Below are 21,701 nucleotides of genomic sequence, written 5' to 3' on the forward strand. Positions count from 1 at the left end.
GGCACGCGCCTCGTGCGGCGTTCGTCGCTGTGGCGCAGCGCGCCGGTCGACGCCGCCGGCCCCGACTTCCACAACGCGGTGGCCGAACTGGACACCACGCTGGCCCCGGCCGGGCTGCTGGCCGCGCTGCACGCGATCGAGGCCGCGCACGGTCGCGAGCGCCCGTACCGCAACGCGCCGCGCACGCTGGACCTGGACCTGTTGTTCTACGGCGACGAGGTGATCGACACCGCGTCGCTGGTCGTGCCGCATCCACGCGCGCATCTGCGCGCCTTCGTGCTGCGGCCGTTGCTGGAGCTCGAGCCCGGCTTCGAGCACCCGCGCCTGGGGCCGCTGGTGCGCTGGTCGGCCGCCGCGGCCGACCAGGCGATCGAACGCCTCGACTGAAGGAGTACCGACGATGAACTCCCTGCCGGTGCCGGTGCAGACCTTCGCGCTGCTCGCGCTGTCCAACCTGTTCATGACGTTTGCCTGGTACGGGCACCTGAAGTCGCTGTCCGGCAAGCCGTGGATCGTCGCGGCGCTGATCAGCTGGGGCATCGCGTTGTTCGAGTACCTGCTGCAGGTGCCGGCCAACCGCATCGGCTACGCCGGCGGCATGAGCCTGGCGCAGCTGAAGATCGGCCAGGAAGTCATCACGCTGGCGATCTTCGTGCCCTTCGCGGTCTTCTACATGGACCAGCCGCTGAAGCTGGACTACCTCTGGGCCGGGCTGTGCCTGGTCGGAGCCGTCTACTTCATCTTCCGGTCATGAAACCGTCACCGTTCTAGAATCGCGGATTCACGATCCGGCCGGTGATCCCACCGGAGACCGCATGTTTTTTGGCAAGCTCCTTCCACGAGAAGGCAACTTCTTCGAACTATTCAACCAGCACGGCGCTTTCGTCGTCGAGGGCGCCCGGGCGTTCATGCTGCTGGTCCAGCACTATTCGGACCCCCTCGAGCGCGAGAAGCACAGCGCCGACGTCATCGCCGCCGAACGTGCCGCCGACAAGGTGACCGCCGAGGTCAACCGCGCGCTGCACCGCACCTTCATCACGCCGCTGGACCGCGAGCAGATCCACGCGCTGATCAACTCGATGGACGACATCGTCGACCTGCTGCAGGACTCGTCGGAAGTGATGTCGCTGTACGACCTGCAGCACGTCAGCGAGGACGTGATCCGGCTGACCGAGATCTCGGTGCGCTGCTGCGAGCGTGTGCAGCACGTCGTCTCGCTGCTGCCGAACCTGCGCGACCAGGCCACGTCCGAGTCGGCGCTGAAGACCTGCGAGGAGATCGACCGCCTCGAGTCCGATGCCGACCGCGTGATGCGCTCGGCGATGTCGCGCCTGTTCCGCGAAGAGGTCGACACGCGCGAGCTGATCAAGCTGAAGGCCGTCTACGAGCACCTGGAGTCGATCTCCGACCGCTGCGAAGACGTCGCCAACCTGATCGAAGGCATCGTCCTCGAGAATTCCTGACCGGTCGGACGTCCCTCACATGGATGCACTTCCGGTCGGCTTCTGGGTCGTGGCGATGCTCGTCGTTCTGGCGCTCGTCTTCGACTTCATGAATGGTTTCCACGACGCGGCGAACTCCATCGCCACCGTCGTGTCCACGGGCGTTCTCAAGCCGCAGCAGGCGGTCGCGTTCGCCGCGTTCTTCAACGTGCTCGCCATCGCCGTGTTCCAGCTCAAGGTCGCGGCGACCGTGGGCAAGGGCATCGTCGAGCCCGGCATCGTCGACCAGCACGTCATCTTCGGCGCGCTGGTCGGGGCGATCGCCTGGAACGTGATCACCTGGTGGTACGGCATCCCGTCGTCAAGCTCGCATGCGCTCATCGGCGGCATCGTCGGCGCCACCATCGCCAAGGCCGGCGGCGGCCCGCTGGTGGCCTCGGGCCTGATCAAGACGGTGGCCTTCATCTTCATCTCGCCGGTGCTGGGCTTCCTGTTCGGCTCGCTGATCATGGTGGCCGTGGCCTGGATCTGTCGAAGATCCTCGCCACTGAAGGTCGACAACACGTTCCGGCGGCTGCAGCTGGTCTCGGCCGGCATGTACTCGCTGGGCCACGGCGGCAACGACGCGCAGAAGACGATCGGCATCATCTGGCTGCTGCTGATCTCCTCGGGCTACGCGAGCGCCACCGACCACATGCCGCCGTCGTGGGTCATCTGGGCCTGCTACATCGCGATCGGCCTGGGCACGCTGTTCGGCGGCTGGCGCATCGTCAAGACCATGGGCCAGCGCATCACCAAGCTCAAGCCGGTCGGCGGCTTCTGCGCCGAGACCGGCGGGGCGGTGACGCTGTTCATGGCCACGGCGCTGGGCGTGCCGGTGTCGACGACGCACACCATCACCGGCGCGATCTACGGCGTCGGCTCGGTGCGCAGCGCGTCGGCGGTGCGCTGGGGTCTGGCCGGCAACATCGTGCTGGCGTGGATCTTCACGATCCCGGCGACGGCCTTCATCGCCGCCGTCTTCTACGCGCTCAGCAACTACCTGTTCTGAGCGGCGGGCACCGGCCGCGCCCGGGGCGCGTGCCGGTGTCGGCAGGCCGCGCCGGCGCGGCCTGCTTCTTCAGCCTCACTCGGGCGCGGTTTCCTCGCCGGCGCCCAGCGTGCGCTGCATCAGCGGCACGTCGAGCCAGCGGCCGTGCTTCCAGCCGGCCGCGCGCAGGATGCCGGCGGGCTCGAAACCCAGCGCCTGGTGCAGGCCGATCGAGCCGACGTTCTCCGAGTCGCCGATGACGGCGAGCATCTGGCGCGCGCCGGCGGCCTCGCAGCGTGCGATCAGCTCGGCCAGCAGCAGCCGGCCGAGGCCGCGGCCGGTCGCTTCGTGGTGGACGTAGATCGAGTCCTCGACACAGAAGCGGTAGGCCGGGCGCGGGCGGAAGTGGTTGGCGTAGGCGTAGCCGACGACGCGCCCGCCCTCGTCGGCGACCAGCCAGGGCAGGCCCTTGGCGGTGACGTCGGCGCGGCGACGCGCCATCTCGGTCTCGGCCGGCGGTTCGGTCTCGAAGGTGCCGGTGCCGTGCAGCACGTGGTGGGCGTAGATGGCGGTGATGGCGCCGAGGTCGGCGTCGGTGCTGGGGCGGATGACGATGGTGCCGGTGCTCATTCGGGGGCGGGGATGTGGCGGCGGCGCGTGGCGTGAACGGTGCCCGGAAGATGGTCTGCGCCGCAGCTTGTCGCTTCCGGTGCGGTCGAGTTTATAATGCGCGGTTCCCGGCGCCGGCTTCGGGCAGTGTCATGGTTCATGAGACTGGCGGCGCGTATCTACGGGCCCGAAGACGTACTCGTTTGATTGCCCGCGGCTGGACGTGTCCTCAGCGGTGTGGCGGTCGCCTCACACATCAGGAATTCCGACATGGTCGTGATCCGTCTGGCCCGTGGCGGCGCAAAGAAGCGCCCGTTCTACAACATCGTCGTTGCCGACGCGCGCGAGCGCCGTGACGGCCGCTTCATCGAGCGCGTGGGTTTCTACAACCCGATGGCCTCGGGTGGCGCGGAAGGTCTGCGCGTCTCTCTGGACCGCGTGACCTATTGGGCCGGCGTCGGTGCGCAGCTGTCGCCGACCGTCGCCCGTCTGGTCGCCCAGGCCAAGAAGGCGGCCTGAGTCCGCACGGCGTGGCCACCTCGACGTCACCGCTGACGGCGCCCGACGCGCCGCCCCGGCCGGCCGACGCCATCGAGGTGGGCCGCGTTCTCGGCGCCTGGGGCGTCAAGGGCGGGATCAAGGTCAAACCTTTCTCGTCCGACCCGCAGGCGCTGTTCTCCTCCAAGCGCTGGTTCCTGGAGCCGTCCGAGGCCAAGCCCGGGCACCAGGTGCCGCCGCTGCTGCGCGTGGCCTCCGCGCGCGAGCAGGGTGACGCCGTCGTCGCGACGATCCACGATCTGACCGACCGCGATCTCGCCCAGGCGCTGGCCGGTGCGCGCATCTTCATCGCGCGCTCCAGCTTCCCGACGCCCGACGAAGACGAGTTCTACTGGGTCGACCTGATCGGCCTGGACGCGCGCAACCGCGCCGATGTCGTGCTCGGCCGCGTCGTCGGCCTGGTCGAGACCGGCCCGCACTGCGTGCTTCGAGTCCAGCCCGCCGACGAGAAGGCCGACGAGATCCTGATCCCCTTCGTCGCCGCCTACGTCGACCGCGTCGATCTCGCCGGCGCCACCGTCCACGTCGACTGGGAAGCCGACTACTGACGGCGAAGCCGATGCGCTTCGACGTCGTCACGCTGTTCCCCGAACTGTTCGCCCCGCACCTGGCGGTGGGCATCACGCGGCGCGCGTTCACCTCCGGCCTCGTCGACGTGCGGCTGTGGCAGCTGCGCGACTTCGCCGACGACGCCTACCGCCGCATCGACGACCGCCCCTACGGCGGCGGGCCCGGCATGGTGATGCTGGTCGAGCCGCTGTTGCGTGCGCTCGACGCGGTGCGCGCCGAACGCGGCGAGGTGCCGGTCGTGCACTTCACGCCGACCGGCCGCCGGCTCGACCAGGCCGTCGTGCAGGAATTCGCCGCAGGCCCCGGCGCAGTGCTGCTGTGCGGCCGCTACGAAGGCATCGACCAGCGTTTCATCGACCGCCGCGTGACGCACGAGATCAGCCTCGGCGACTTCGTGCTCTCCGGCGGCGAGCTTCCGGCGCTGACGCTGCTCGACGCCGTCGCGCGGCTGCAGGACGGCGTCATCCCGGCGCCGTCGCACGAGCAGGACAGCTTCGGCGACGGCCTGCTCGAAGGCCCGTCGTACAGCCGCCCCGAACGCCTGGCGCTGGACGGCGACGAACTCGCGGTGCCGGCGGTGCTGCTGTCGGGCCACCACGGCGAGATCGCGCGCTGGCGGCGCGAGCGTTCGCTGGAGCGCACGGCGCAGCGGCGGCCCGACCTGATCGCCGCGGCGCGTGCCGCCGGGCGTCTTTCACGCGCCGACGAGCGTTTCCTCGCGTCCCTCGCGCTATAATCGAGGGCTTTTCGATCCTCTGCCGGGCAACCGGCGGGCCGGCCACGTGGCCCAGGCTTGCCGACATTCCGATCCACAACCCCCGCGCACGATCGCCATCGGAGAAAACCTTGAACCTCATCGAGACCCTCGAGCAGGAAGAGATCGCCCGCCTGGGCAAGACGATCCCGGCCTTCGCCCCCGGCGACACCGTCATCGTCAACGTCAACGTCGTCGAAGGCACCCGCAAGCGCGTGCAGGCCTACGAAGGCGTCGTGATTGCCAAGCGCAACCGCGGCATCAACAGCAGCTTCATCGTCCGCAAGATCTCCAGCGGCGAAGGCGTGGAACGCACGTTCCAGCTGTACAGCCCGCTGATCGCCTCGATCGAAGTCAAGCGCCGCGGCGACGTGCGCCGCGCCAAGCTGTACTACCTGCGCGAGCGCAGCGGCAAGAGCGCCCGCATCAAGGAAAAGCTGGCGTGATGCCTGGTCGTTCCGGCTGCGCCGGACGGCCCGATTGCCAGGAGGCGCCGCGTTGCGGCGCCTTTTTCGTTTCTGGAGCGCCGCGATGACGCCGCCGCGCATCCTGCACCCGCAGGCCATCCCCGTCGCCGGGATCGACGCCCATCTGCCGCCGGTGCCGGCCGCGCGCCTGACGCCGGCTGCGCTGCGCCGGCGTTTCGCCGCGCCGGGCACCTGGACACCCGAGTTCGCCGGCGACGGCCGGCCGACGGACGACCGGCCGTCGGCCGCCGCCGCGGTGCTGGTGGCCATCGTCGAGCGCGAAGCCGGCGCGACGGTGCTGCTGACGCGCCGCGCCGAGCATCTGCGCGATCATGCGGGCCAGATCAGCTTCCCGGGCGGCCGTGTCGAGCCGGGTGACACCGACGCCGCGGCCACCGCGCTGCGCGAGGCCGAGGAGGAAGTCGGCCTGGCACGGGCCCGTGTCGACGTCATCGGCCACCTGCCGCCCTACACGACGGTGACGCATTTCGTCGTCACGCCGGTGGTGGCCATCGTCACGCCGCCGTTCGAGCTGCAGATCGACGCCTTCGAGGTCGCGGCCGCGTTCGAGGTGCCGCTGGCCTTCCTGATGGACCCGGCGAACCATCGCCGCCACGTCTTCGAGGCCGGCGGCGCGCGCCGCCAGTTCCTGTCGATGCCCTGGGGCGATCACTTCATCTGGGGCGCCACGGCGGCGATGCTGCGCAATCTCTACGGCTTCCTCGCCGAGGACTGAGGCGCACGCCCCTTATCATCGGCAGCCGATGAGTTTTTTCGCTGTCCTGTTCGCGCTGCTGATCGAGCAGCTCAAGCCGCTGCCGAAGGACAACGGCATCCATCACGCGCTGGTCGGATGGGTGCGCTGGGCCAGCCGCAACTTCGACGCCGGCCGGCCGCATCACACGGTCGTCGTCTGGTGTGTCGCGGTGCTCGGGCCGACGCTGGCAGTGGCTGTCGCCTACATGGCGATCTGGCACTTCAGCCTGGTGCTGGCGCTGGTGTTCGACATCGCGCTGCTGTACCTCACGCTGGGCTTCCGCCAGTTCAGCCACTACTTCACCGACATCCGCGACGCGCTGGACCGCGGCGACGAGAACTTCGCGCGCCAGCGCCTGGCCGAGTGGCGCCATCTCGACGCCAGCGAGTTGCCGCGCACCGAGGTGCTGCGCCACGTCATCGAACACGCGCTGCTGGCCGCGCACCGCCACGTCTTCGGCGTCTTCTTCTGGTTCATCCTGCTGTCGGCGCTGGGCCTGGGGCCGACCGGCGCGGTGCTGTACCGGATGGCCGAGTTCGCATCGCGCTACTGGGCCTACCGCCATCGCACGCTGGAGGCGCCGACCAGCGAGAGCCTGATGAACCTGTCGCGGCGCTGGTTCGAGCTGCTCGACCACGTGCCCGCGCGCATGACGGCCTTCGGCTTTGCCGTCGTCGGCAACTTCGAGGAAGCCGTCGGCGGCTGGCGCCGCGACGCGGCACTCTGGCTGCATCCCAACGAGGGCATCATCCTCGCCGCCGCGGCCGGCGCCGTCGGCGTGCAGCTCGGCGGCAGCGCTGCGCCGGGCGTCACGCCCGACCGCTCCAAGACCTTCGCCGCCGGCACCGAACCGGGCACCGTCGCCGCCGAAGGCTCGACGCCGGGCGCGCCGCCGCAGCTGGGGCACCTGCAAAGCGTCGTCGGCCTGGTCTGGCGCTCGGTCGTGCTGTGGATGCTGCTGCTGGCACTGCTGACGCTGGCCAACGTCGTCGGCTGAGGCGGCGCACGCCACGGCCGAGGCCGTGGCACGAACTCGAGGGCCACGGCGGCCCGCCGTCACCAGCGTTTGGCCGACAGCTCGTCGAACAGCTCTTCGTAGATGCGGTAGCGCGTCGGCGCGATCTCGCCGCGCGCCAGCGCCGCGCGCACGCCGCAGCCGGGTTCGTGGCGGTGGCTGCAGTTGTGGAAGCGGCACTCGCCCAGCGCGGCGGCGAAGTCGGGCATCAGTGTCGCCAGTTCGGTGGGGGCGATCTGGCGCAGGCCGAACTCCTGGAACCCCGGCGAGTCGATCAGCGCGCCGCGGCGCGTGTCGTCCAGCCAGTACCAGCTGGTCGTCGTCGTCGTGTGGCGGCCGGCCTTCAGCGCCTTGGAGATCTCGCCGACCTGGGCCGCGGCCTGCGGCACCAGCAGGTTGATCAGCGTGCTCTTGCCCATGCCGCTGGGGCCCAGCACCAGCGTCGTGCGGCCGTCCAGGCGCGGCGCCAGCGTCGCGCGCGCCGCGTCGGGCGCGGCCTTCAGCGCCAGCTCGACGACCTCGACGCCCATGCGGCGGTAGGGTTCGAGCCGCGCGCGTGCGCCGGCGGCGGCCGGCAGGTCGGTCTTGTTCAGCCCGATCCAGCACGGGATGCCGGCCTGACCGGCGGCGATCAGCGCGCGCGTGAGCTGCGACTCGCTGAACATCGGTTCGCCGGCGACCAGCACCAGCACCGCGTCGAGGTTGGCGGCGAACGACTTGGTGCGCCACTCGTCCTGGCGGAACAGCAGGTTGCGCCGCGCCTCCAGGTGCTCGACGACGCCTTCGTCGCCGGCCGGCAGCCAGCGCACGCGGTCGCCGACGACGAGTTCGCTCTTCTTGCCGCGCGGGTGGCACAGCACGCGTTCGCCGTCGGGGGTCTCGACGACGACGTGACGGCCGTGGGCCGCCACGACCAGCCCCTGGTCCAAGGCCTCGAAGCTCAAGATGCGACCGGCTCCGGCAGGGCCGCCAGGCGTTCGCTGGCCGGCGGGTGCGAGTAATAGAATCGCGCGTACAGCGGGTCCGGCGTCAGCGTCGACGCGTTGTCCTCGTGCAGCTTCAGCAGCGCGCTGGCGAGCGCGCGGCCATCGGCCTGCTCGCAGGCGTAGGCGTCGGCCTCGAACTCGTGCTTGCGCGACAGCGCCGCGCCCAGCGGCGAGACGAAGAAGGTGAAGGGCGGCAGCGCCAGCATGAACAGCAGGAGCGCCAGCGCGTCGTTCGGCGCGCCCAGGCTGGGGCGCACACCCAGGCCGAGGTAGAAGGCCGGCAACGACGCCAGCCAGCCCAGCAGCGCCAGCCCGGCGAGGCTGAGGCCGAAGACCCCGACCATGCGCTTGACGACGTGGCGGCGCTTGAAGTGGCCGAGTTCGTGCGCCAGCACCGCCTCGACCTCGGCCGGCGCCAGGCGTGACAGCAGCGTGTCGAAGAAGACCACGCGCTTGGACGCGCCCAGCCCGGTGAAATAGGCGTTGGCGTGTGCCGAGCGCCGGCTGCCGTCCATCACGAACAGCCCCTTGGCGGCGAAGCCGCAGCGCTGCATCAGCGCCTGCACGCGGTGCTTCAGCGCCTCGTCGGCCAGCGGCTCGAACTTGTTGAACAGCGGCGCGATCACCGTCGGATACAGCACCAGCAGCGTCAGGTTGAAGCCGACCCAGGCGACCCAGGCCCAGAGCCACCACAGCCCGCCGGTGGCGCCCATGATCCACAGGATCAGCGCCGCCAGCGGCAGGCCGATCAGCGCGCCGACCGCCAGCCCCTTGGCCTGGTCGGCCAGCCACAGCCCGGTGGTCATGCGGTTGAAGCCGAAACGCTGCTCGATGCGGAAGGTCGACCACCACTCGAACGGCGCGTCGAGCAGCGCGCCGATCAGCACGAAGGCCGCCAGCAGCGCGAGCTGGTAGGCCATCGGCCCCCAAGCGACGCCGACGCTGCCGAGCAGCGCGGCGTTGAGCGCGTCCAGGCCGCCCAGCAGCGTCCAGCCCAGCAGCACGGCGGCGGAGAAGGCCGTGCTCAGCAGGCCGAAGCGGCCCTTGGCCAGCGTGTAGTCGGCGGCCTTGCGGTGGGCTTCGGCGGTGACGGTGCCGATGAAGGGCGCCGGCACCGCGTCGCGGTGGCGTGCGACGTGGCGCGCCTGACGTGTCGCGAGCCAGAACTTCAGGCCCAGCGAGGCCAGCAGCGCGGCCGCGAACGCGGCCGTGACGACGAGGGAATGCATGGGGCGCGAGTGTAGGCTTCGGCGAGAATCGCCGTTTCCCCTGAACACCCCCGACCATGAGCGACACCGTGCTGGCCCCGAGCGATCAGAACCTGATCTGGATCGACCTCGAGATGACGGGCCTGTATCCCGCCACCGACCGCATCATCGAGATCGCCGTCGTCGTCACCGATCCGCAGCTGACGGTGCGGGTCGAAGGCCCGGTGTTCGCGGTGCACCAGAGCGACGCCACGCTCGACGCGATGGACGCCTGGAACAAGGGCACGCACGGCCGCAGCGGCCTGATCGACCGCGTCAAGGCGTCCACGGTGGACGAAGCCGAGGCCGAGGCGCGCACGATCGAGTTCCTGCAGCGCTACGTGCCGCGCGGCAAGAGCCCGATGTGCGGCAACTCGATCTGCCAGGACCGGCGCTTCCTGGCGAACTACATGCCCAAGCTGGAAGCCTTCTTCCACTACCGCAACCTCGACGTCAGCACGCTGAAGGAGCTGGCGCGGCGCTGGAAGCCCGAGGTGCTCGACGGCTTCAAGAAGGCCCAGGCGCACACCGCGCTGGCCGACATCCACGAGTCGATCGACGAGCTGCTGCACTACCGCCAGCACTTCCTCCAGGCCTGAACTCAGGCTTCGCGCGCGGTGCCGCTGCGTGCACGCCAGGCCGCCACCAGCGCCCGCGCCTCGGCGTCGGGCCGCGCGGGCAGCTTCCAGTACTCGCTGCAGTCGCTCTTGCGTGCCAGCAGGCGGTGGTTGACGAGTTCGCGGCGCAGCGTGACGTGGTCGCCGAAGGCGTTGGCCGCCATCAGGATCGTGTTGACCTCGCGCTCGGTGTAGCGGCGGCGGCCGTCGAACAGCGTCCACAGCACCCACATCGCCAGGCGCTGCACGCTGAACTTGTGCGGCCAGCGCACGAGGCGGCCGCGGCTGTCGAACTGCATCAGTGCCTTGCGCGCGTTGGCCGTCAGCGGCAGCACCGGGCGGTCTTCGGCGGCCAGCGGGGCTGCCGGCAGCGGCCGCTCGGTGGCGGCGCGCAGGGCCTGCACGTTGCGGTGGCCGGCAGCGCGTGCGATCAGGTTCAGCAGTTCGACGTGGCCGGGCGGTTCGGCCGCCGGGCGGGTCTTCAGGGCCTGGCCGAGCGAACGGGCGAACGCGGACAGGTCGGGTGCCACGAAGGGCAGGGCTTCACGGGACATGAGAACTCCTCGCGAGCGTGGCGCCTTCCCCGAGGACGGGGTGCCGGGGGTCGCCGACTTGCCGGGCGGGCGCAGCTCGCGTGATGAAGCTGTCCTCGTCTGACGGTGATGAAGGGCAGGTTTAGCTCGCGGTGTGGGCCGCGCGGCGACGCCTGGGTGAACTGCCGACCACCCAGCAGTGTAGCGCGGCCGACCGTGAAGGTTCGAAATCCGCTACAATGCGGCTCCACGGCGTCCGTTGTGACGCCGTTCGTTCATCCCCTCTGACCTTTCGTCGAGCCGCGCCCTGCGGCCGCATCTCTCGGGTCGGCGGCGATGCCGTCGCCCCCTTGTTGGATGCGACTTCACCCTGGATGGTGAATCCCCTGGCCGCTGGCCCGGGGCGGCCGTCCTGTCTCTCGAAAGACGACGAATGAGTTTCGATACCCTGGGCTTGCCCGAAGCCCTGGCCCGTGCCGTGGCCGATGCCGGTTACACCACCCCGACCGAGGTGCAGTCGCGCGCCATTCCGCCGGCGCTGGGCGGTGCCGACCTGATGGTCTCCAGCAGCACCGGCAGCGGCAAGACCGCGAGTTTCGTGCTGCCCGCGCTGACGCGCATCCTCGCCGCGCGCGGCGACGGCAAGCGCCGCGAGAAGGGCGTCGTCAGCGGCCCGCGCATCCTGGTGCTGGCGCCGACGCGTGAACTGGCGATGCAGGTCGCCAAGGCCACCAACGACTACGGCCGCCACGTGCAGGGCCTGCGCGTGGCCACGATCGTCGGCGGCGTGCCCTACGGCGCGCAGCTGAAGGCGCTGCGCGGCCCGCTGGACGTGCTGATCGCCACGCCCGGCCGTCTGATGGACCACATGGCCAGCGGCCGTGCGGTGCTGGCCAACGTCGAGATGCTGGTGCTCGACGAAGCCGACCGCATGCTCGACATGGGCTTCATCGACGACATCCACCACATCGCCAGCGCGACGCCTGCCGCGCGCCAGACGGTGATGTACAGCGCCACCTTCGCCGGCCACGTCGGCCGCCTGGCCGAGGAACTGCTGCGCGAGCCGCAGCGCATCGAGATCGCCTCGCACACCGACGTGCACGCCGACATCGAGCAGCGCCTGCACTGGGCCGACAACTTCGCCCACAAGAACGCGCTGCTGGACCACATCCTGACCGAGCGCAGCGTCGAGCAGGCGGTGGTCTTCACCAGCACCCAGCGCGATGCCGACTGGCTGGCCGACCGCCTGGCCGAGATGGGCCACCACGTCGCCTCGCTGCACGGCGGCCACCCGCAAGGCCGGCGCAATCGCGTGCTGCAGGGCCTGCGTTCGCGCGACCTGAAGATCCTCGTCGCCACCGACGTCGCCGCGCGCGGCATCGACGTGCCGACGATCAGCCACGTCATCAACTTCGGCCTGCCGATGAAGGCCGAGGACTACGTGCACCGCATCGGCCGCACCGGCCGTGCCGGCCGCTCGGGCCTGGCGGTGACGCTGGCCGAGCGCGGCGACGCCGGCATGATCCACCGCATCCAGCGCTTCACGACGCAGCGCATCCCGTCGGCGACGATCGAGGGCCTGGAGCCCAAGATGCCCGAGCCGATGCGCGAGGCGCGTCCGCCGCGCGCCGGTTTCGGCGGTCGCCCGCAAGGCGGCAAGCCGTTCCACGGCGGTGGCAAGCCCTTCGGCGGCAAGCCGTTCGCCGGCAAGTCCTTCGGCGGCGGCGCTCCGGCGCGTGGCCCTGCCCATGAGCGCGACGGCGAACGTTCCTTCGCCCCGCGCGCCCACCACGACGAGCGTTTCGCCCCGGCGCGCCCGCCGCGTGGCCCGTTCGACGCCCCGGCACGTTCGTTCGGCGACCGTGCCGAACGTGGCGCGGCGCCCGGCAAGCCTTTCGGCCACGGCGCCGGCAAGCCCTTCGGCAAGCCGTTCGCGAAGCCCGAAGGCAAGTTCGGCGGCAAGCCGGCCGGCAAGTTCGGTCCCAAGCCGGGCCCGCGCCGTCCGCGCGAAGCCTGAGCCTCCTCAGCCATGAAAAAGGGCCGGCAATCGCCGGCCCTTTTTGTTGGGCTTGCGCTGTGGGCTCAGACGCCCAGCAGCTCGACCTCGAACACGAGCGTCGCGTTCGGCGGGATCACGCCGCCGGCGCCGCGCGCGCCGTAGCCCATCTCGGGCGGGATCGTCAGCACGCGCGTGCCGCCGACCTTCATGCCGGCGACGCCTTCGTCCCAGCCGCGGATCACGTGGCCGCGGCCCAGCGCGAACGAGAACGGCTCGCCGCGGTCCTTGCTGGAGTCGAACTTGCGGCCGCGGCCGTCGGCGGCTGCCGGGTCGTGCAGCCAGCCGGTGTAATGCACCTTGACGTGCTGGCCGGCGGTGGCTTCGGCGCCGCTGCCGGCGACGGTGTCCTCGATCTTCAGGCTCATGTTGTCTTCCTCGGTCGGTGTTCGAAGGCCGCGATGATGCCAGCCCAGGCGGGCACCGCGGCGGCGAGCCAGTCGTGCACGTCCTCGGCGGCCAGCGGCGGCAGGCCGAGCACGGCGCCGGCGGCGCGCAGCGCGGCCAGCGGGTCGGCCAGGTCCAGCGCCTGGGCGCCGTTCTGCTTGGACAGCTTGTGGCCGTCTTCGCCCAGCACCAGCGGCGTGTGCAGGTAGCGCGGCCGCGGCAGGCCCAGCGCGTGCTGCAGCAGGATCTGGCGCGGCGTGTTGTCGGCCAGGTCCTCGCCGCGCACGACGTCGGTGATGCCTTGCGCGGCGTCGTCGACGACGACCGCGAGCTGATAGGCCCAGAGCCCGTCGGCACGCTTGAGCACGAAGTCGCCGACCTCGGCGCCGACATCCTGCACCGCATCGCCCAGGCGCCGGTCGACCCAGCGCACGCGGCCGTCGGCGCGCAGCCGCCACGCGCGGGCCGGCTTGCCGTGCAGGCCGTCGCGGCAGGTGCCGGGGTAGACCCGTTCGGCGAAACGTTCGTGCATCACGCCGCGTGCCGCCAGCGCCTCGTCGATGTCGCGCCGCGTGCAGGCGCAGGGGTAGGCGCGGCCGGCGGCGACGAGCTGCTGCAGCGCGTCGGCATAGGCCTCGCCACGTTCGGACTGGCGCCAGGGCGGCTCGTCGGGCTCCAGGCCGCAGGCGGCGAGCTGCTGCAGGATGATGCGCTCCGCGCCGGGCACGCAGCGCGGCGTGTCGACGTCCTCGATGCGCAGCAGCCAGATACCGCCGTGCACGCGCGCGTCCAGCCAGCTGGCGAGCGCGGCCACCAGCGAGCCCGCGTGCAGCGGGCCCGTCGGCGACGGGGCGAAGCGGCCGCGGTACACGGCCTCAGTCCAATGGACCGGCGTGGCGTTCGAGCAGGGCGCGGCGCGTCGTCGGGCTTTCCAGCTGCCCCAGCCACCACTGCAGCGCGCGGCCGAGGCCGAGCGCGCCACGTTCGGCGCGCCAGGCGTAGTGCAGGCGTGCGGTGTGGCCGCCGCGCTGGGTCTGGCGCGCGACCAGGTGGCCGGCTTCGAGGTGGGCTCGCGCCATCGGCTCGGGCACGAAGCCGCAGCCCAGGCCGCGCAGCAGCGCGTCGAGCTTGGTGCGCATCGTCGACACCGTCAGCACGTCCTGGCCGGGCAGCAGGTTGACAGTGACCGGCGCCAGGCGCTGCGCGGTGTCGGCCACCGCGATCGCGCGCTGGTGCACCAGCTCGGCGTCGCTCAGCGGCTCCTCGCCGCGCGCCAGCGGGTGGTGCGGCGCGACGACGAAGACGAACTCCACCTCGCCCAGCGGCCGGATCTCGATGCCGCCCGGGTTGGCGTGGTCGCCGGCAATGCCGATCGCCAGGTCGACCTGGCCCGAGACCAGCGCCTCCCAGGTGCCGGCGAGCACGTCGTGGCGCAGCCGCAGCCGCGTCGCCGGGCCGCCGCGCGTGTTCTCGGGGCAGCCGTCGCGCACCTCGCAGAAGGCCTGCACCAGCTCGAACACCGTCGTCATCGACAGGATGTCCTCGACGCTGATCGCCAGCGTCGTCTCCCAGCCGCTGGCGACGCGGCGCACGCGGTTGGCGACGGCGTCGATCTCCTGCAGCAGGCGGCGGCCTTCGTGCAGCAGCTCGGTGCCGGCGGCGGTGAGCTGCGCCTGGCGCGAGCTGCGGTCGAACAGCAGCACGTCCAGCGAGTCCTCGAGCTGGCGCACGCTGTAGGTCAGGGCCGACGGCACCTTGCCCAGCTCGCGCGCGGCGGCGGCGAAGCTGCCGGTGCGCGCGATCGTGTCCATCATCTGCAGCGCCTCGGGGGTGAGGGCCTGACGTCGTTCTGCCATGGCTTCATCTTATTTGAACGGGACCTTCAAGCGCGGTCGCCCCGCCCCCGGGAGCCGGTGCCTACAGTGCATTCCATGATCACGCACCGCAAATCCTCCGACCGCGGCCACGCGGACCACGGCTGGCTCAAGAGCTGGCACAGCTTCTCCTTCGCCGACTACTACGACCCGGCGCACATGGGCGTGGGCAACCTGCGCGTCATCAACGACGACCGGGTGGCCTCGGGCACCGGTTTCGGCACCCACGGCCATCGCGACATGGAGATCGTCAGCTACGTGCTCGAAGGCGAGCTGGCGCACCGCGACAGCCTGGGCGGCGAAGGCGGCGTCATCCGCCCCGGCGAGGTCCAGCGCATGAGCGCCGGCACCGGCGTGCGCCACAGCGAATACAACCACGCCGAGAGCACGACGCACTTCCTGCAGATCTGGCTGCTGCCGCGCACGACCGGCATCACCCCGGGCTACGAGCACAAACGTTTCGACGACGCCGACAAACGCGGCCGGCTGCGCCTGGTGGCCTCGGAAGACGGCCGCGAAGGCTCGGTGACGGTGCATGCCGACGCGGCGATCCGCGCCGGGCTGTTCGACGGCGACGAACGTGCCGAGCTCGAGCTCGACCCGCAGCGCCTGGCCTACGTGCACCTGGCGCGCGGCACGCTGCGTGCCAACGGCGTCGTGCTCGCCGCCGGCGACGCGCTGACGCTGGACGGCGAGACCCGCCTGGTGCTCGACGGCGGCAGCGCCGCCGAAGTGCTGGTCTTCGACCTGGCGCGCTGAGCGGGGCGCCGCGGCGCGTGTCGCCGCGGCCCGGTACAGTCGGCCGCCGATGGATGTCCTGAACAAGCTGCTGCGCGAGATGCCGCCCGCCGACTGGGCGGCGCTGGCCTTCTACTTCGTCGCGTGGGTCGGTTATGCCGTCTTCGCCCGCCGCCGCGCCCGCCACCGGCCCTCGGTGCTGGGCGCGACGAACCGCGAACGTGCGCGCTGGATGACGCAGATGGCGCGGCGCGACAACCGCATCGTCGACGCCGGCGTCGTGCAGGCGCTGAGTTCCAGCCCCTCGTTCTTCGCGTCGACGACGATCCTGATCATCGGCGGCCTGTTCGCCGTGCTGTCCAGCGCCGAGCGTGTCAGCGACCTGGTGCACGAGATCCCGTTCGCCACCCACAGCACGGTGCTGATCTTCGACCTGAAGATCCTGCTGCTGCTGGCGACCTTCGTCTACGCCTTCTTCCGCTGCACCTGGAGCCTGCGCCAGTACGGCTTCGGCGCGATCCTCGTCGGCGCCGCGCCGCTGCCCGACCAGTTCGCCGACGACGGCGAGCGCGAGGCCTACGCGCAACGCGCCGGCCGTGTGATGGGGCTGGCCGCCGAGTCGTTCAACGACGGCCTGCGCGCCTACTACATGAGCTTCGCGGCCTGCGCCTGGTTCCTGTCGCCGTGGGCGATGATCGTCGGCATGCTCGGTGTCGTGACCATCCTGTTCCGGCGCGAGTTCAAGTCCGAGGTGCTGGCCGAGCTCAACAAGCCGCCGCTGGGCCCTCGGGCCGGCTGAGCCCGTCGAGAAAGGCCTTGCAGCGCGCGAGCTGCGCCAGCGTCGCACGCCCAGCGTGCGCAGGGGGCGGCGAGGGTCTCGACCAGCGCCAGGGTGGGGCGCTCGCTGACGGTGTCCAGGCGCACCAGGCGCCGGGCCCGTTCGAGGCCTTCATCGGAAGGTGGCCGCAGGGGAGGGCGTCGGGTCACGGTACCCGCGTGCCGGCGCCGGGCGCGCGCCATGGCTAGCATCGGCTGATGCAGATTCCGACCCGAGACGACATCGCCGCCGCTGCGGCCCGCATCGCGCCCGACGTGCGTCGTACGCCGCTGTGGCGCCTGCCGGGCTCCGCGCTGGGGCTGGACTGCGCCGAGGTCTGGCTGAAGCTGGAACAGCTGCAGCTGTCGGGCAGCTTCAAGGCACGCGGCATGTTCAACCGCCTGCGGTCGCGGCCGGTGCCCGAGGCCGGCGCGATCGTCGCGTCGGGTGGCAATGCCGGCATCGCGGTGGCCGCCGCGGCGCGTGCGCTGGGCGTGCGCTGCGAGGTCTTCGTGCCGGAGGTGAGCAGCGCCGCCAAACGCGCCGCGCTGGCGGCGCTGGGCGCGCGGGTCGTCGTGCACGGCGCGGCCTATGCCGACGCCTTCGCGGCCAGCGTCGAGCGCCAGCGCGAGACCGGCGCGCTGGTCATGCACGCCTACGACCAGCCCGAGGTCGTCGCCGGCGCCGGCACGCTGGCCGCCGAGATCGAGGCCGAGGCCGGCGTGCCCGACCGGCTGCTGGTCTCGGTCGGCGGCGGCGGGCTGGTGGCCGGCCTCGCCGCCTGGTTCGAGGGCCGCACGCGCATCGAGGCTTTGGAGCCGGCGCGGGCGCCGACGCTGAACGCGGCGCTGGCCGCCGGCGAGCCTGTGGACGTCGAGGTCGGTGGCGTGGCCGCCGATTCGCTGGGCGCGCGCCGGCTTGGTGCCATCGCCTGGCAGGTCGCCCGGCGCCATCCGGTCGTCTCGACGCTGCTCGACGACGAGGTGATCCGCGCCGCGCAGCGGCGCCTGTGGCGCGAGCTGCGCCTGGCGGTCGAGCCGGCGGCCGCGCTGCCGCTGGCGGCGCTGTGGTCCGGCGCGGTGAAGCCGGCGGCGCACGAGCGTGTCGCGGTCGTCGTCTGCGGCGCCAACCTGGACCCGGCGACGCTGGCCTGATCAGCCCAGGCCGAGGAACTCCAGCACCGGCGCCACGGTCTGCGCCGGGTCTTCCTCGTGCGGCACGTGGCCGAGCGCGGGGAAGACGACGAGCCGGCTGCCCGGGATGCGGCGCGCGAAGTCCTCGCCGGCCGACGGCGGGATGATGGTGTCGCGGCCGCCCCAGAGGATCAGCGTCGGCAGGCGCAGCGTCGAGATGCGGTCGGCGTCCTCGCCCGAGCGCGCCGACCGAAGGCGTTCGACCAGCGCGCGGCGGTTGCCTTCGCGCAGCGTCAGCTCGAAGTAGCGGTCGACGAGTTCGGCCGTCACGCGCGACGGGTCGCCGTAGGCGCTGGCGACCCCCTGGCTGACGGCGGTGCGCGGCAGCACCCACTCGAACGCGCGCCCCAGGCCGGGCACGCGGGCGAACTGCCAGGCCAGCGGCATGCCGCCGGACGAGAACACGGTGCCGCTGGCATCGACGAGGATCAGGCGCTCGACGCGCTGTGGCGCCATCGCCGCCAGCCGCCAGGCGACCTCGCCGCCGAGCGAGTTGCCGCCGACCGCGAAACGCTGCACGCCCAGCCGGTCGAGCAGTTCGAGGACGAAGCGCGCCAGCGTCTCGCCGTCGTAGCGCTGGCCCGCGTAGCGCCCGGCCCAGGGGCCGGTGAGGCCGAAGCCGGGCAGGTCCAGCGTGATGACGCGGCGTCCCGGCGCGATCGAGCGCACCCAGCCTTCCCAGGTGTGCAGGCTGGACGAGGTGCCGTGCAGCAGCACCAGCGGCACCTGGCTGCGCGGCCCCTCGTCGCGCAGGTGCACGAGCTGGCCGCCCAGGTCGACGAAGTCCGACGGCGGCGGCGCCCAGTTGGCGACCAGCGACTCGACGCTGCGGTCGGGCGCACGCGACATCGCGAGCAGGACGGCGGTCAGCATCAGCAGCAGGCCGAGCAGGCGGAGAACGAGGCGCATGGTGGTGGCGTGACGCCGTGTGACGAGTTTGCGACGCGGCGAACACTCGAGGCGCACGAAGCGGGAGGCCGCCGCCGAAGGCGGCAGTATCGTCCACGCCTGTCGCCCCCACGGGGCCGCAACACAACCCATGAGAACCTTTGTCATCACGCTTGCCGGCGACGACGCACGCCGCGCGCCCTTGCTCGCCGCCTTGTCGGCCCAGGGCCTCGACTGGGAACTGATGCTCGGCGTCGACGGCCGCCGCGGGCTGCCCGCGCCGCTCGAGGCCGAGGTCGACCGCGCCGCGGCGCGTACCCGCAGCGGGGCACCGATGACCGACGGTGAACTCGCCTGCGCGCTGTCGCATCGTGCCGTGTACCGCCGCATCGTCGACGAGGGCCTGGACGCGGCCCTGGTGCTCGAGGACGACGCGATCGTGCATCCGCGCCTGGGCGAGTTCCTCGCTGCCTGGGACCCCGCGGTGGCCGACCTGCTGCTGCTCGACCACTCGCGCGCCTGGGGCGAGAAGCGCCCGCGTTTCGTGTCCGGCGCCTTTGCCGTGCACCGGCTCGGGCTGCCGTACTACAACCCGTCGTTCGCCACCGGCTACGTGCTCACGCGCCGCGGCGCCGAGCGCCTGCTGCAGGCCTGCAGCCCGGTGCGTGCCGTCGCCGACTGGCCGGTGCACCTGTACGACTTCGGCGCGATGGCGGTCACGCCTCGCCTCGTCGACCACCAGGATCCGGACACCGGGCACTCCAACCTGCGCGTGGAGCGGCAGGCGGCGGGCCTGCTCGGGGCCGGCAAGCCGAAGGACGCCTGGTGGCTGAAGCTGCGCATCAGCCTGGCCAAGCGCCTGTTCGCCAAATCGCTGTCGGTCTCCGACCGGCGATGAAGACGCTTACTCTCGAGCCGCTGCCACCCGAGCGCCTCGGGCCGCTGCTGCGCTGGTCCTGCGATCTGCACCGCAGCGGTGACGGCGAGGCGCCGAGCCGCCAGCGGCTGTGGTTCGAGAGCGCCGCTGACCAGGGCGCGACGCTGGCCGACGACGATGCCGAGCCCTATCTGATCGCCACGCTGATGCTGGCGATGCAGGAGGGCCGCACGCTGGTCGTCGGCGGGCGGGTCTCGCGGCTGCTGCTGGCCAACCTCGAGGAGTACCAGGCCTTCTGGCATGCCACGGCGCCTCGTGCCTACCGGCGTGTGCAGGTGATCGTCGCCCCCGGCTGCATCGACGACGCCCCGGCGCTGGTCGACCCGGCCGGCGAGGCGATCGCGGCGTTCTCAGGCGGTCTCGACGCCTCGTTCCTCGCCTGGCGTCACCACGCCCGCCTGGCCGGGGAGCGGTCGCGCCGGATCCGCTTCTTCGTCATGCTCGAGGGCTTCGACATCCGCACCCGTGACGCCGCGCACGCTGCGCCGGCGATCGCTGCGGCGCGCGAGACGCTGGCCGACCTGGGCGGCGAACTGCGCGTTCTGCGCACCAACTTCCGCGACGTCGTGCCGGTCATCTGGAACCATGCCCACGGCAGTGCCCTGGTCGCCTGCATGCACTTCTTCAAGGCGCATGCCGGCACGGTGCTGGTGGCGAGCTGCGAGAAGTACGACGACCTGGTCATCCCGTGGGGCATGTCGCCGATCAGTGACCCGCTGCTGTCGTCGGCTGCGCTGCGCGTGCTGCACGACGGCGCCGAGTGCAGCCGCTCCGAGAAGGCCCGCGCGCTGGAGGCCTGGCCGGCCGGCAAGGATCGGTTGCGCGTGTGCTGGGGCACGGAGAACCCGGGCGGCAACTGCATGCGCTGCGAGAAGTGCCTGCGTACCATGGCCAACTTCGCCGCCCAGGGCCTGGCCGTGCCGCGCAGCCTGGGGGGCTCCGAGACGGCGCTGAACCGTGGCATCGTGCGCATCAAGCTGCGAACGCTGGCCCAGGAGTCCGAATGGCGCTCGATCGCGGCGCTGGGTCGGGGCCGGCCGCGCCGCTTCTGGCAGCGCTGGATCCCGGTGCTGCTGGCCTTCGCGAGGCTGCGACGCGCCTACTACGTGACGATCGGCCGCCCCGACCGGGCCGGCATGAACAGCTGATCGAGCCTCCCGAGCAGGCGCTCGCGTCCCGCCTGGAACGAGCATGACCAGGGCGCGTCCTCGTCGGCCAGCCGCTGCCAGCCATGCAGCATCGGTTCCAGGTCCTCGCGCCAGCGCGGCGTCCAGTCCAGGTGCATGGACTGCAGGCCGAGCATGTCGAACAGCAGCCGCTTCTTGTGCTGGTTGAGCGTGCCGTCGACCCGCGTCTCCGGTGTCGTCACGACGAAGGCCGGCGTGCCCACGCTCATCGAGCATAGGCTGAAGTGGTAGATGTCAGTGAGGCAGAAGTGCGCATGCCTTGCCCAGCCCAGGCGCCACGCGACGCGGGCCCCGAAGGTCACCCGCGGGCCTTCACGGCCCAGCCAGGACACGGGCACGCCGCGCAGCCCGGTGTGGCGCTCGGTCTCGGCGACCAGCGCTGCCGCGTCTGCCGGCGGCAGCCCGCGCCCGAAGCCGTGCACGAAGAACGGGCCGCGCCGCGCGGCCTTTGGCGCCACAGCGGGCGGGGCCAGCGCCGCGCAGTCGAAGCCCAGCTGCACACGTCGATCCGGGCCCAGCCACTGATGGACCTCGGCGACGCTGCCCGGGTCGCGCAGCACGAGGGCGTCGGCGCTTTGGAGGAAGCCGCGGTAGGCCGCGGCCAGCTCCGGGTCGTCGCGGCAAGCCGCGGCGCCGAGTGCGCAGCCGCCTGCGACGATGACACGCAGGGCCGGGTGGCGCTGCTTGGCCTCGAGGTAGAGCGATCGCCACTCGTCGACACTGGACACGCTGCCGTCCGGCCGCTGGCGGCCGGCGTAGTCGCGCAGCCCCCACAGCGGGTTGTTCAGGAAGTCGCCCCAGTAGACGACGCGGTCGTAGGCGCCGAGCTGCTCGACATCGCGCAGGAAGTCGAAGCGCAGCGTGCCGATGCCGGTCCTGCCCTGGGTGACGAAGAGGTCGGCACGCAGACCCCGGGCCTCGAAATATCGCCGGGCCGCAAGATCCACGCGGTACATGCCGGCGTTCTTGGGGTTGTGGGCGCAGATGACGGCGATCGGCCGGTCGGGCATCTGGACGGTGGCGGGTGAGGCGTCGGACG

At 71.7% G+C, this 21,701-nt stretch carries 26 protein-coding genes; 17 read left to right on the plus strand and 9 right to left on the minus strand.

The features are described 5' to 3' along the window. The 4 genes from folK to RBXJA2T_RS05355 all read left to right on the plus strand — a co-directional run. On the plus strand, positions 1-387 hold a 387-nt coding region (gene folK, locus RBXJA2T_RS05340), incomplete at its 5' end, for a 2-amino-4-hydroxy-6-hydroxymethyldihydropteridine diphosphokinase (RefSeq protein WP_009856309.1). Positions 388-400: 13 nt separating this feature from the next. Continuing rightward, entirely contained in the window at positions 401-754 is a 354-nt protein-coding gene (locus RBXJA2T_RS05345) for a DMT family protein (RefSeq protein ID WP_202796728.1), read from the plus strand. A gap of 61 nt (positions 755-815) precedes the next feature. Next, on the plus strand, positions 816-1,463 hold the full coding sequence (locus tag RBXJA2T_RS05350) for a DUF47 domain-containing protein (RefSeq protein ID WP_009856311.1): 648 nt from the start codon (positions 816-818) through the stop codon (positions 1,461-1,463). 19 nt (positions 1,464-1,482) lie between these two features. Next, positions 1,483-2,493 (plus strand): inorganic phosphate transporter, encoded by a 1,011-nt coding sequence (locus RBXJA2T_RS05355; RefSeq protein WP_009856312.1) that lies wholly within the window; start codon positions 1,483-1,485, stop codon positions 2,491-2,493. 75 nt (positions 2,494-2,568) lie between these two features. Here RBXJA2T_RS05355 and RBXJA2T_RS05360 read toward each other — a convergent pair whose 3' ends face one another. Next, the gene (locus RBXJA2T_RS05360; RefSeq protein ID WP_009856313.1) at positions 2,569-3,102 is read right to left on the minus strand and encodes a GNAT family N-acetyltransferase; all 534 of its coding nucleotides are present in this window, start codon (positions 3,100-3,102) and stop codon (positions 2,569-2,571) included. Positions 3,103-3,351: 249 nt separating this feature from the next. Here RBXJA2T_RS05360 and rpsP point away from each other — a divergent pair, with 249 nt between their 5' ends. The 6 genes from rpsP to RBXJA2T_RS05390 all read left to right on the plus strand — a co-directional run bounded on the left by rpsP (position 3,352) and on the right by RBXJA2T_RS05390 (position 7,184). After that, the gene (gene rpsP, locus RBXJA2T_RS05365) at positions 3,352-3,600 is read left to right on the plus strand and encodes a 30S ribosomal protein S16 (protein ID WP_009856314.1); all 249 of its coding nucleotides are present in this window, start codon (positions 3,352-3,354) and stop codon (positions 3,598-3,600) included. 11 nt (positions 3,601-3,611) lie between these two features. Further along, complete coding sequence (gene rimM / locus RBXJA2T_RS05370; protein WP_009856315.1) at positions 3,612-4,187, plus strand: ribosome maturation factor RimM; 576 nt, start codon at positions 3,612-3,614, stop codon at positions 4,185-4,187. A gap of 11 nt (positions 4,188-4,198) precedes the next feature. Further along, positions 4,199-4,945: a tRNA (guanosine(37)-N1)-methyltransferase TrmD gene (gene trmD / locus RBXJA2T_RS05375; protein WP_009856316.1), complete on the plus strand. Its 747-nt coding sequence runs from the start codon at positions 4,199-4,201 to the stop codon at positions 4,943-4,945. Between the two features lie 110 nt (positions 4,946-5,055). Beyond that, entirely contained in the window at positions 5,056-5,409 is a 354-nt protein-coding gene (gene rplS, locus RBXJA2T_RS05380) for a 50S ribosomal protein L19 (protein ID WP_009856317.1), read from the plus strand. 85 nt (positions 5,410-5,494) lie between these two features. Then, positions 5,495-6,166: a CoA pyrophosphatase gene (locus RBXJA2T_RS05385; RefSeq protein WP_009856318.1), complete on the plus strand. Its 672-nt coding sequence runs from the start codon at positions 5,495-5,497 to the stop codon at positions 6,164-6,166. 28 nt (positions 6,167-6,194) lie between these two features. After that, entirely contained in the window at positions 6,195-7,184 is a 990-nt protein-coding gene (locus RBXJA2T_RS05390) for a CobD/CbiB family protein (RefSeq protein ID WP_009856319.1), read from the plus strand. A 59-nt stretch (positions 7,185-7,243) separates the two neighbouring features. Here RBXJA2T_RS05390 and rsgA read toward each other — a convergent pair whose 3' ends face one another. Together rsgA and RBXJA2T_RS05400 are read right to left on the minus strand one after the other, a co-directional pair. Next, complete coding sequence (gene rsgA / locus RBXJA2T_RS05395; RefSeq protein WP_009856320.1) at positions 7,244-8,146, minus strand: ribosome small subunit-dependent GTPase A; 903 nt, start codon at positions 8,144-8,146, stop codon at positions 7,244-7,246. After that, on the minus strand, positions 8,143-9,417 hold the full coding sequence (locus tag RBXJA2T_RS05400; RefSeq protein WP_009856321.1) for a M48 family metallopeptidase: 1,275 nt from the start codon (positions 9,415-9,417) through the stop codon (positions 8,143-8,145). The genes rsgA and RBXJA2T_RS05400 overlap by 4 nt, the downstream gene beginning before the upstream one ends. Before the next feature lie 56 nt (positions 9,418-9,473). Between RBXJA2T_RS05400 and orn the strand changes: the two genes are divergently transcribed. Beyond that, entirely contained in the window at positions 9,474-10,034 is a 561-nt protein-coding gene (gene orn / locus RBXJA2T_RS05405) for an oligoribonuclease (RefSeq protein ID WP_009856322.1), read from the plus strand. A gap of 2 nt (positions 10,035-10,036) precedes the next feature. Here orn and RBXJA2T_RS05410 read toward each other — a convergent pair whose 3' ends face one another. Continuing rightward, on the minus strand, positions 10,037-10,606 hold the full coding sequence (locus tag RBXJA2T_RS05410; protein ID WP_009856323.1) for a DUF2087 domain-containing protein: 570 nt from the start codon (positions 10,604-10,606) through the stop codon (positions 10,037-10,039). A gap of 412 nt (positions 10,607-11,018) precedes the next feature. Here RBXJA2T_RS05410 and RBXJA2T_RS05415 point away from each other — a divergent pair, with 412 nt between their 5' ends. Then, the gene (locus RBXJA2T_RS05415) at positions 11,019-12,602 is read left to right on the plus strand and encodes a DEAD/DEAH box helicase (RefSeq protein WP_029718775.1); all 1,584 of its coding nucleotides are present in this window, start codon (positions 11,019-11,021) and stop codon (positions 12,600-12,602) included. 65 nt (positions 12,603-12,667) lie between these two features. Here RBXJA2T_RS05415 and RBXJA2T_RS05420 read toward each other — a convergent pair whose 3' ends face one another. Genes RBXJA2T_RS05420 through RBXJA2T_RS05430 form a run of 3 tightly spaced genes read right to left on the minus strand, consistent with a single transcriptional unit; the run spans position 12,668 to position 14,884 of the window. Next, positions 12,668-13,009, minus strand: a complete 342-nt coding sequence (locus tag RBXJA2T_RS05420; protein WP_009856325.1) for an FKBP-type peptidyl-prolyl cis-trans isomerase — start codon at positions 13,007-13,009, stop codon at positions 12,668-12,670. Next, on the minus strand, positions 13,006-13,899 hold the full coding sequence (gluQRS, locus tag RBXJA2T_RS05425; RefSeq protein WP_009856326.1) for a tRNA glutamyl-Q(34) synthetase GluQRS: 894 nt from the start codon (positions 13,897-13,899) through the stop codon (positions 13,006-13,008). Before gluQRS ends, RBXJA2T_RS05420 begins: the two co-directional genes overlap by 4 nt. Positions 13,900-13,903: 4 nt before the next feature. Further along, positions 13,904-14,884 carry a LysR family transcriptional regulator gene (locus RBXJA2T_RS05430; protein WP_009856327.1) on the minus strand — a complete coding sequence of 327 codons (981 nt, stop codon included), beginning with the start codon at positions 14,882-14,884 and terminating at the stop codon, positions 13,904-13,906. A 75-nt stretch (positions 14,885-14,959) separates the two neighbouring features. On the opposite strand from RBXJA2T_RS05430, the gene RBXJA2T_RS05435 reads away from it, so the two are divergent. The 3 genes from RBXJA2T_RS05435 to RBXJA2T_RS05445 all read left to right on the plus strand — a co-directional run bounded on the left by RBXJA2T_RS05435 (position 14,960) and on the right by RBXJA2T_RS05445 (position 17,611). Then, entirely contained in the window at positions 14,960-15,661 is a 702-nt protein-coding gene (locus RBXJA2T_RS05435) for a pirin family protein (protein ID WP_009856328.1), read from the plus strand. A gap of 49 nt (positions 15,662-15,710) precedes the next feature. Further along, a complete protein-coding gene (locus RBXJA2T_RS05440; protein ID WP_009856329.1) occupies positions 15,711-16,439 on the plus strand; it encodes a DUF599 domain-containing protein in 729 nt (242 codons plus the stop codon). A gap of 236 nt (positions 16,440-16,675) precedes the next feature. Then, positions 16,676-17,611, plus strand: a complete 936-nt coding sequence (locus RBXJA2T_RS05445; protein WP_009856330.1) for a serine/threonine dehydratase — start codon at positions 16,676-16,678, stop codon at positions 17,609-17,611. Here RBXJA2T_RS05445 and RBXJA2T_RS05450 read toward each other — a convergent pair whose 3' ends face one another. Next, on the minus strand, positions 17,612-18,559 hold the full coding sequence (locus RBXJA2T_RS05450) for an alpha/beta fold hydrolase (protein WP_009856331.1): 948 nt from the start codon (positions 18,557-18,559) through the stop codon (positions 17,612-17,614). A 130-nt stretch (positions 18,560-18,689) separates the two neighbouring features. Here RBXJA2T_RS05450 and RBXJA2T_RS19440 point away from each other — a divergent pair, with 130 nt between their 5' ends. After that, on the plus strand, positions 18,690-19,436 hold the full coding sequence (locus RBXJA2T_RS19440; protein ID WP_009856332.1) for a glycosyltransferase family 25 protein: 747 nt from the start codon (positions 18,690-18,692) through the stop codon (positions 19,434-19,436). After that, entirely contained in the window at positions 19,433-20,623 is a 1,191-nt protein-coding gene (locus RBXJA2T_RS05460) for a hypothetical protein (protein WP_009856333.1), read from the plus strand. The genes RBXJA2T_RS19440 and RBXJA2T_RS05460 overlap by 4 nt, the downstream gene beginning before the upstream one ends. Here the strand turns inward: RBXJA2T_RS05460 and RBXJA2T_RS05465 are convergent. Beyond that, the gene (locus RBXJA2T_RS05465; protein ID WP_009856334.1) at positions 20,578-21,672 is read right to left on the minus strand and encodes a hypothetical protein; all 1,095 of its coding nucleotides are present in this window, start codon (positions 21,670-21,672) and stop codon (positions 20,578-20,580) included. The genes RBXJA2T_RS05460 and RBXJA2T_RS05465 overlap by 46 nt on opposite strands. Positions 21,673-21,701: the final 29 nt, after the last annotated feature.

It is taken from the genome of Rubrivivax benzoatilyticus JA2 = ATCC BAA-35, from assembly GCF_000190375.1.
Classification (GTDB): Bacteria; Pseudomonadota; Gammaproteobacteria; order Burkholderiales; family Burkholderiaceae_C; genus Rubrivivax; species Rubrivivax benzoatilyticus.

Excerpts from the sequence above, each read along its gene's own strand:
- RBXJA2T_RS05345 (WP_202796728.1), top strand. The coding sequence starts at position 401 with ATGAACTCCCTGCCGGTGCCGGTGCAGACCTTCGCGCTGCTCGCGCTG.
- RBXJA2T_RS05350 (WP_009856311.1), top strand. The coding sequence starts at position 816 with ATGTTTTTTGGCAAGCTCCTTCCACGAGAAGGCAACTTCTTCGAACTA.
- RBXJA2T_RS05355 (WP_009856312.1), top strand. The coding sequence starts at position 1,483 with ATGGATGCACTTCCGGTCGGCTTCTGGGTCGTGGCGATGCTCGTCGTT.
- RBXJA2T_RS05360 (WP_009856313.1), bottom strand. The coding sequence starts at position 3,102 with ATGAGCACCGGCACCATCGTCATCCGCCCCAGCACCGACGCCGACCTC.
- rpsP (WP_009856314.1), top strand. The coding sequence starts at position 3,352 with ATGGTCGTGATCCGTCTGGCCCGTGGCGGCGCAAAGAAGCGCCCGTTC.
- trmD (WP_009856316.1), top strand. The coding sequence starts at position 4,199 with ATGCGCTTCGACGTCGTCACGCTGTTCCCCGAACTGTTCGCCCCGCAC.
- RBXJA2T_RS05385 (WP_009856318.1), top strand. The coding sequence starts at position 5,495 with ATGACGCCGCCGCGCATCCTGCACCCGCAGGCCATCCCCGTCGCCGGG.
- RBXJA2T_RS05390 (WP_009856319.1), top strand. The coding sequence starts at position 6,195 with ATGAGTTTTTTCGCTGTCCTGTTCGCGCTGCTGATCGAGCAGCTCAAG.
- RBXJA2T_RS05400 (WP_009856321.1), bottom strand. The coding sequence starts at position 9,417 with ATGCATTCCCTCGTCGTCACGGCCGCGTTCGCGGCCGCGCTGCTGGCC.
- orn (WP_009856322.1), top strand. The coding sequence starts at position 9,474 with ATGAGCGACACCGTGCTGGCCCCGAGCGATCAGAACCTGATCTGGATC.
- RBXJA2T_RS05410 (WP_009856323.1), bottom strand. The coding sequence starts at position 10,606 with ATGTCCCGTGAAGCCCTGCCCTTCGTGGCACCCGACCTGTCCGCGTTC.
- RBXJA2T_RS05415 (WP_029718775.1), top strand. The coding sequence starts at position 11,019 with ATGAGTTTCGATACCCTGGGCTTGCCCGAAGCCCTGGCCCGTGCCGTG.
- RBXJA2T_RS05420 (WP_009856325.1), bottom strand. The coding sequence starts at position 13,009 with ATGAGCCTGAAGATCGAGGACACCGTCGCCGGCAGCGGCGCCGAAGCC.
- RBXJA2T_RS05430 (WP_009856327.1), bottom strand. The coding sequence starts at position 14,884 with ATGGCAGAACGACGTCAGGCCCTCACCCCCGAGGCGCTGCAGATGATG.
- RBXJA2T_RS05435 (WP_009856328.1), top strand. The coding sequence starts at position 14,960 with ATGATCACGCACCGCAAATCCTCCGACCGCGGCCACGCGGACCACGGC.
- RBXJA2T_RS05440 (WP_009856329.1), top strand. The coding sequence starts at position 15,711 with ATGGATGTCCTGAACAAGCTGCTGCGCGAGATGCCGCCCGCCGACTGG.
- RBXJA2T_RS05445 (WP_009856330.1), top strand. The coding sequence starts at position 16,676 with ATGCAGATTCCGACCCGAGACGACATCGCCGCCGCTGCGGCCCGCATC.
- RBXJA2T_RS05450 (WP_009856331.1), bottom strand. The coding sequence starts at position 18,559 with ATGCGCCTCGTTCTCCGCCTGCTCGGCCTGCTGCTGATGCTGACCGCC.
- RBXJA2T_RS19440 (WP_009856332.1), top strand. The coding sequence starts at position 18,690 with ATGAGAACCTTTGTCATCACGCTTGCCGGCGACGACGCACGCCGCGCG.
- RBXJA2T_RS05460 (WP_009856333.1), top strand. The coding sequence starts at position 19,433 with ATGAAGACGCTTACTCTCGAGCCGCTGCCACCCGAGCGCCTCGGGCCG.
- RBXJA2T_RS05465 (WP_009856334.1), bottom strand. The coding sequence starts at position 21,672 with ATGCCCGACCGGCCGATCGCCGTCATCTGCGCCCACAACCCCAAGAAC.